6 protein-coding genes and 1 tRNA gene are annotated in these 7408 nt (G+C 38.7%); 5 read left to right on the top strand and 2 right to left on the bottom strand.

The features are described from left to right. Positions 1-259 precede the first annotated feature (259 nt). The 3 genes from NEOC65_RS05120 (at position 260) to NEOC65_RS05110 (ending at position 3669) form a co-directional block, all read left to right on the top strand. Positions 260-333: transfer RNA gene (locus NEOC65_RS05120), tRNA-His, on the top strand. A gap of 25 nt (positions 334-358) precedes the next feature. Beyond that, positions 359-1153 carry an undecaprenyl-diphosphate phosphatase gene (locus NEOC65_RS05115; RefSeq protein WP_213155974.1) on the top strand — a complete coding sequence of 265 codons (795 nt, stop codon included), beginning with the start codon at positions 359-361 and terminating at the stop codon, positions 1151-1153. Between the two features lie 8 nt (positions 1154-1161). Further along, a complete protein-coding gene (locus tag NEOC65_RS05110; protein ID WP_213155973.1) occupies positions 1162-3669 on the top strand; it encodes an FtsK/SpoIIIE family DNA translocase in 2508 nt (835 codons plus the stop codon). Positions 3670-3775: 106 nt separating this feature from the next. Here the strand turns inward: NEOC65_RS05110 and NEOC65_RS05105 are convergent, their stop codons facing one another. Then, entirely contained in the window at positions 3776-4162 is a 387-nt protein-coding gene (locus NEOC65_RS05105) for a hypothetical protein (RefSeq protein WP_166154742.1), read from the bottom strand. A 169-nt stretch (positions 4163-4331) separates the two neighbouring features. Between NEOC65_RS05105 and NEOC65_RS05100 the strand changes: the two genes are divergently transcribed. After that, positions 4332-5105, top strand: a complete 774-nt coding sequence (locus NEOC65_RS05100; RefSeq protein WP_042243442.1) for an MBL fold metallo-hydrolase — start codon at positions 4332-4334, stop codon at positions 5103-5105. 168 nt (positions 5106-5273) lie between these two features. Here the strand turns inward: NEOC65_RS05100 and NEOC65_RS05095 are convergent, their stop codons facing one another. Beyond that, positions 5274-6065 (bottom strand): SDR family NAD(P)-dependent oxidoreductase, encoded by a 792-nt coding sequence (locus tag NEOC65_RS05095; protein ID WP_213155972.1) that lies wholly within the window; start codon positions 6063-6065, stop codon positions 5274-5276. An 88-nt stretch (positions 6066-6153) separates the two neighbouring features. On the opposite strand from NEOC65_RS05095, the gene NEOC65_RS05090 reads away from it, so the two are divergent. After that, a complete protein-coding gene (locus NEOC65_RS05090; RefSeq protein ID WP_213151776.1) occupies positions 6154-6486 on the top strand; it encodes a DMT family transporter in 333 nt (110 codons plus the stop codon). Positions 6487-7408: the final 922 nt, after the last annotated feature.

Raw genomic sequence — 7408 nt, 5'->3', positions numbered from 1 at the left:
GTTTTTCTTCTGGCCATTGTTACCTCCTTCTTTTAGAAAGAAGATAATTCTAGATTTATGTAGCATTTGTCAAATCTTTCTCATCAAAACACCCTGTATTAAAGCCACGAGCGGTGTCGGCTTTTTTTTATGACGCCCCAAGGAGAGACCTTACAAGTTGCTGGTGTCAATAGCTATTCTTAATATTTTTCATAAAAATTATGGAAAAACCTATTGACCTAAATAGCAATTTTAAGTTAAATAACTTGTTTGTTATACGGCGATCGTAGCTCAGTTGGTTAGAGCGTTGGATTGTGGTTCCAAATGTCGCGGGTTCGAATCCCGTCGATCGCCCTTTTTTACAAGTCAAATAGCTGCTGTGTCAACAATTGAAGCAATTTTCTTAGGATTCATTCAAGGTATTACCGAATTTTTACCTGTCAGCTCTTCTGGGCACCTGATTTTGGCTCAATACCTGTTAGGCATGCGTAATTTCAAAGATCTCATTGCTTTTGATCTTATCTGTCATTTGGGGACATTATTAGCCCTCTTCATTGCCTTTTCTAAAAAAATTAAAACACTTTTAACCAGTGAAAAAAAAGTGTTATACCTTCTTTTTATTGCTTTGCTGCCGCTTTTTCCTTTGGTATTTTTTCTTAAGTTCATTAAAGCTTTTTTTGATCACATTGAATATTTAGGCTATTTTTTTCTTTTCACAGCAGCTCTTATGTATTTAGGAGTTCACTTTAGTAAAAAAACTTCATCGGTTACAGAAATGTCGAAGCATACTTGGCAAGAGGCTTTAACGATTGGTTTTTTTCAAGCGCTGGCTGTATTTCCAGGAATTTCTCGAAGTGGAGCTACTATTTCGGCAGCACGCTTGTTAGGCTGGAACTATGAACATGCGATCACTTTTTCCTTTCTTTTAGCTATTCCCACACTTATGGCTAGCATTATAGTTGAATTAGGCCAGCTAATTTTAAAAAGAGACGAGTATATCTTACCCCCTATCTCTTGGGTACAGTATCTAGCAGGCTTTTTCTTTTCCTTCCTATTCGGAATAATTGCTTTGCATTATCTTCAAAAGCTAGCATCTAAACGCCTATTTATGTATTTTATAGGGTATTGCCTGTTGGTAGGCATGGTAACAACTCTGTTTTTTAGAAACTTATAAGGGATCTTATGGCTAAAAAGAAAGCAGCAAAGGCAGCTTCTGAAAAAGCCCCTCCAGTGCCTATGCATAGCAGCATTTATGGAGTCATTGCTCTTGCTTCTACGTTTTTAATATTTTTAAGCTTAGTAAGTTTTGCTTACAATGAACGCACGCATCATTGGGTGGGGTTATTAGGCTATAGCATCGGCATGGTTTTTCATGGAATTTTTGGACTATCAAGCTACATTATATGTGGCTTTTGCACATGGGCAGGTTGGAGGCTTCTTATAGATAAGCCCATCCGCCATATCGGTAGTAAGCTCTTTTTTACTTTCTTGTTAATCCTTTCCTGCAGCATGATTCTAAACGTAATCGAAGATCTTTACCCTTTGTTAGGCAATACTCTCAGTCAATTTTTTTATCCTAATTTATGGTTAAAACGTCAGCGTTATCATCTGGGTGGCGCCCCTTTATTTTACCTCTACAAAGATCTACCTATCTTTAACCTCTATCGGTTTATAGGGGTTTCAGGCGTGATGGTTTTATTTACCAGTACTTTACTAGCCAGCCTGTTTTTCATTTTTAAGATTATGCCTCAAAATTTAATCTTAAGCATTTTACGCCTTTTTTCTAAACTTAAAGCTAAGCTATCCAAAAATAATTCAAATGCTTTGAGTGCTTTAGCGCCATTAGAAAAAAAAGAAGTAAAAGTGGAAGTGGAAGCTAAAAAAGATAGTGACTTCATGCGCTATGTTAAATTGCGTATCCCTGGTTTTTTGGCAAGCACGCATTCGGATAATACCTCTATAGCCCAGGATCGTTCTCCTTCTCCAGAATTGCTGGCTATACGTCCAGAAATTAATTTGACTACGCGTCCTTCTGTCTCCCGTAAAGAAAAAAATGAAGATCAACTTTCTTTTCAATTACCCGCGCAGCCTTTGCAAACGCCTCCTCCCCCGGCGAAAAAGAAAGAATTGGCAAATGAACAACTAGACAAAAGAGAGGCAGCCCTTAAAGCACAACGCGTGCATAATGGAGATTTTTCCGCTTACAATCTTCCCTCTTTTAATCTATTAACCAACCCAAAGAAATTTGACCAAACTTCTTTAAAGAAAGATTTAAAAAAGCAAGCTGAAGTATTAGAAGAAACATTGTTAAGCTTTGGCATTGAAGCTAAAGTAGGTCAAATTAATTGCGGACCTACCATCACCTCATTTGAGGTTCATCCCGCTATAGGCGTTAAAGTTCAACGCATAAAAACCTTAGAGAATGATATTGCTCTTAATATGGAAGCCAGATCGATTAGGATCATTGCTCCCATTCCCGGAAAAGCTGCTGTAGGCATTGAAGTACCTAACCCCTCTCCTCAAGAAGTCAGCTTTAAAGATATGTTAACCACTTACCAGCAGGGTACAAAGAAGTTTCACATTCCTATCCTTCTGGGTAAAGCTGTCAATGGAGACTACGTAATGAGTGATCTTGCCAAGATGCCTCATTGCATTATCGCAGGCGCTACCGGTTCAGGCAAATCTGTTTGTATTAATACGATTGTCATGTCCATTGTGCTAAATGCTAGACCGGATGAGATTAAGCTTGTCATGGTGGATCCTAAGAAAGTAGAGCTAACCCCTTATACGCGCCTTCCTCACATGTTAGCGCCAGTGATTACCGAGCCCCATGGTGCTTGCGCGGCGCTACGCTGGATGGTAAAAGAAATGGAAAAACGCTACGAAATTTTGAAGCAAACCGGTGTAAGAAACATTGAAAGCTTCAATAACCGCGTCATCAACAAAGACTTTGAAGATTCTTTAAACATCGAAGTGCCTGAAAAAATGCCTTATATTGTAGGCATTATCGATGAGCTCGCCGACTTAATGATGGTTGCTAGTAGCGACATTGAAACACCCATTGCTCGCATTGCTCAGATGGCACGAGCCATTGGCATTCATCTTGTCCTAGCCACCCAACGTCCCTCTCGAGAAGTCATTACGGGATTAATAAAAGCCAATTTTCCTACAAGGATTTCTTTTAAGGTTGCTAGCCGCATCAATAGTCAAATTATCCTGGATGAGACAGGTGCTGAGAGCTTATTAGGAAATGGAGATATGCTCTTTCTTCCTCCAGGTACTTCTCATTTAGTAAGAGCTCAAGGGGCTTTTATACGAGATGAAGATATCCACAGTGTTGTTAAGTATATCTGCGATCAAGCCCCTCCTCATTATGTCATTGAGTCCTTTGATACCATCGGCTCTATCTCTATTGAAGATTCCGGTGGATCACTAGCTTCGACGGATGCGCCCCAAGATGCCTTATATGATCAGGCCCTAGATATCGTGCTCAGTACAGGCAATGCTTCCACCACTTTTCTGCAACGCAAGCTAAAAATTGGCTACGCCCGTGCGGCTAGCTTAATGGACCAGCTCGAATCCCAAGGGGTTGTAAGCCCGGCAGAAGGAAGTAAGCCAAGAAAGATCTTAGCAGCTAAGCAAGGGATACACACAGATGAGGATTTATTAGAGGAGGAAGAAAATTTTTAAATAATCATAAAAACTTTCTTCTCAATCCTAAATTCCTTGCAAAGAGCCAAGGATTAAACTTTTATTTCCGCTCTATTTTAAATGTTATGCTTTGGATTTTTTTAGTTTATTCCTCGTCAGTATTTTCATGTCGACGATGAGGAACTCCTGTCTCAAGCATTTCTAGATCACTCTTAGCATAGTCCTCCATAAAATTTCCCTCCGTAATGTTTTCCACAAATACAGCATTTAAATGCTGGAAATAACGGAGTTTTTTTGCTATGCGATCGCCTATTTTAGCCAAAACTTCTTCTTGGCCTTCTTTTTCAGAAGCTTCAAAGCTTCCCTCTAAACCATTTAATTGTTCTACCAAAAGTTCTTGCTTTTGTTGTAGAGGAGTAACTGCTTCTTCAGAAAATTCCTCCATCGATAAATCTTTTAAACCTTCGGCATTGCTCACTAGCTGATCTAATACATTTTCCATTTTTTCTAAAACTTGAACGGCTGTTTCCATGAGGTCTCCTCTTTATAATGTATGCATAGTTCTATGTATAATATTTGGTATTTAAATTAAACATTATGTTTTTTTAGAGACTAACCTCTTCATCTTTAGCCTTAAAAAACTTGCCTAAGGAAATGATTATATGATAAAACGTTCCTCATATTGATTAGGTATGTCACAAATGATTGGTTTCTGTCCTCTAGCTTCAGGCTCGAAAGGTAACTGCGTTTACTTGGGAACGCCGCAACTTAAGCTGCTTATTGATGCAGGCTTAAGTGCAAGAGCCACCAAAGAAAAACTTGCCGAAATAGGAGTAGACTTCCGAGAACTAGATGCTATTTTAATTACCCATGAACATAGTGATCATATTCAAGGCCTTAAAGTTTTAGCCTTAAAAATGGGTATTCCTGTGTTTGCCAATCATGAAACCGCCAAAGGAATTGTCGAGCAATTACATGAATGTCCTAAGTTCAAAATATTTTCCACAGGAGAAAGTTTTGAATTTGGCGACCTTGAAATCCATCCTTTTAATATTCAACACGATACCCTAGACCCTGTAGCATTTACTTTAAAGCTGGATGGATTAAAGCTTGGATTTTGTACAGATTTAGGATTTGTTTCCACGTTAGTCCTTCATCAATTGCAAGCTTGCGATTACCTTTATGTAGAGGCTAATCATCAACCCTCTATGGTCCATGCTAGTTCACGGCCGATGGTGTATAAACAGCGCGTTTTAAGCAGGAATGGTCACCTTTCTAATGAAGCATGCGCTGAGCTATTAAGCAAAGTTGCCCATCCTAATTTAAAACATGTCTACCTTGCTCATCTTTCTAGCGAATGCAATACACCTGAAACAGCTCTTGGCGTGGTTAAAGATAAACTTCAAAGTTATGGAATTACTTTAGAGATGTGCGTAGCTCCCCAAGCTATGGTTAGCCAGCCGATCTATTTTTAATTTTCTTTTCCATCTCGCAAATAATTTTTTAATAAAATTCTTTAAATTATTCCCATTTTTTTAAAATAATAAAAAAAGCATCCTGAAAGCCATGGGAAATAGAGTTGAGCTTTCTTCATCGGCACCCTATCCTTTTGATAGCTACATTTTAAAAAATGACTTCTTCCCCTAACTCTTGGCTTTTCCTTCTCCTCGATAAACAAGCGATACTGAAGCTTGATGAGTAGGATAAACCACCACATCAGCCAAATTGACATGAGGAGGGCGCGTAGCCATAAAAAGGACAATCTCAGCCACATCTTCCGCTGTCAAAGGTTGAATGTTTTCATAAACCGCATTAGCTTTATCCTTATCGCCTGCAAATCTAACCAAGCTAAATTCTGTTTCAGCCATCCCAGGAGAAATCATAGAAACACGAAGAGGAGTATTCACCAGCTCTTTCCTTAATGTATCTGTAATAGCTTTAACAGCAAATTTAGTGGCACAATAAATCCCTCCTCCAGGATAGGTATCATGGCTGGAAATACTGCCTACATTGATGATATGCCCAGCATTTTTCTTAATCATGTGAGGAATAATCTGAGCACTAACATTGAGTAATCCTTTAATATTTATATCAATCATCTCATTCCAATCCTGCGTAGGCGTCTCCCATACTTTATTTAACCCTCTTACCATGCCAGCATTGTTAATCAGAACATCCGGTAATATAGAATCCCTTGCCAATTGGCCCAATTTTTCTTCCACCGCTTTTTCATCTGAAATATCCAATTCTATCGATAAGATATCGACACCATATTTTTCTCGTAAAGAGGTTTCAAGCGCTTGCAAGCGTTCCTTACGCCTGGCAACATTGATTAAGGTAGCTCCCTCACGTGCAAAGGCTTCAGCAAAAGCAGCTCCAAACCCTGAACTTGCACCTGTAATTATAACTGTCTGATTTTTAAAATTTTGTTTCATCGCCTTCCTTATGAATGGCAAATTTATTATTGAGCGCCATTTACTTTTATATCGTATTTGATTTATCGTACCCCTAAACGGGGTCTTTATGGAAGCATATCTTTATCTTTTAATGGCCATAGCCGGCGAAGTTGTAGGGACCAGTGCATTAAAAGCCTCTTATGGGATGACTAAGCTTTTTCCTTCACTAGTAGTATTAGTGGGCTATGGGCTTACTTTTTGGTCTCTCTCCATCGCTCTAAAAACCTTACCTGTAGGCGTGGTTTATGCCATCTGGTCAGGATTAGGGATTGTAAGCATCATTTTGATTGGCATTTATTTTTTTAACGAAGCCTTTTCTCTGATGCATTTACTAGGGACAATTCTTATCTTGGCAGGAGTGGCAGTATTAATGTTGTTCACAGGACCTGTCAGCGAATAAGCTTAAAAAGCTATCAATCTGTAGATATTAAATAAAACGATAGCTCACACTCTAATTGTGATAGAATGAGAGCAAATTTAATAGAATGCAAAGTTCCATGCATAGCGCCTATCAACATGAAGCAATGAAGAAAAAAAAGAATAAAGCCTATTCTAAGCTTTCAACAAAACATTAGAAAATGGCGCCTATGTTTTAAAGAATTAAAAGCTATCTTTCAAACCACCTATAATGCCATAAAGCCCCTTCCCTACAATTTCCCTCCATGGCAAATGGTCTGTCCACATTTATGAGACTGGCAAATGATGGGAGTAGGGGAAAATAGCGAATTTATCGCATTAAGGCATCTCAAGAAAGTAGAAAAAGAACCTTCACCACAGCGATAGCGATTGTCGATAGCAAGCTTGTTAGGCGAGAAAGGGGGCTCAAAGGCTATGACGTAGCAAAAGAAACTAAAGGAAGGGCAAAAGATCTTTTGTTGGATACATAAGATAATCTAAGAAGAGCCTTAGCCAATACAGCAAGCGCAAAAGACTGTAGCAGACTGCCACGGCTTATCTAAAGGAAAACTTCTCTTCTCACAATGCTAAGGCTCATTTATGGTGATTTAGCTCATCCCCAAAAAGGGTCACCCAGCAATTTAAAAGACAAAAGTGTCATGCAGCTACAAATTATTCTACCCTTTGTTAAAGTAAGTCGGATCATTAAAGTCATCTAGTTGAAGGCTGTGCAAACTTAAGCACTAAGCAACAAATTCTTGTTTAGTGAAGGTGATGGGTTGTAGAGCGTATACTCGCTTGGGTAAATTGGCCAAAATGAATTTAGGTAAAAAGCGACAGATTAAAGAAAGAAAGTGCTGATAAGTCTTGAGGAAAGGCCAGAAGACAAAGAAAAGAGTTGGATAATAGTAGAACGCATATATGAC

Origin of the sequence: Neochlamydia sp. AcF65 (genome assembly GCF_018342435.1) — a bacterium.
In the GTDB taxonomy this organism is placed as follows: Bacteria; Chlamydiota; Chlamydiia; order Chlamydiales; family Parachlamydiaceae; genus Neochlamydia.
Note: the sequence above shows the minus strand (reverse complement) of the source record. Positions and strands in the feature narration are given on the sequence as shown.

Excerpts from the sequence above, each read along its gene's own strand:
- NEOC65_RS05090 (WP_213151776.1), top strand. The coding sequence starts at position 6,154 with ATGGAAGCATATCTTTATCTTTTAATGGCCATAGCCGGCGAAGTTGTA.
- NEOC65_RS05095 (WP_213155972.1), bottom strand. The coding sequence starts at position 6,065 with ATGAAACAAAATTTTAAAAATCAGACAGTTATAATTACAGGTGCAAGT.
- NEOC65_RS05110 (WP_213155973.1), top strand. The coding sequence starts at position 1,162 with ATGGCTAAAAAGAAAGCAGCAAAGGCAGCTTCTGAAAAAGCCCCTCCA.
- NEOC65_RS05105 (WP_166154742.1), bottom strand. The coding sequence starts at position 4,162 with ATGGAAACAGCCGTTCAAGTTTTAGAAAAAATGGAAAATGTATTAGAT.
- NEOC65_RS05100 (WP_042243442.1), top strand. The coding sequence starts at position 4,332 with ATGATTGGTTTCTGTCCTCTAGCTTCAGGCTCGAAAGGTAACTGCGTT.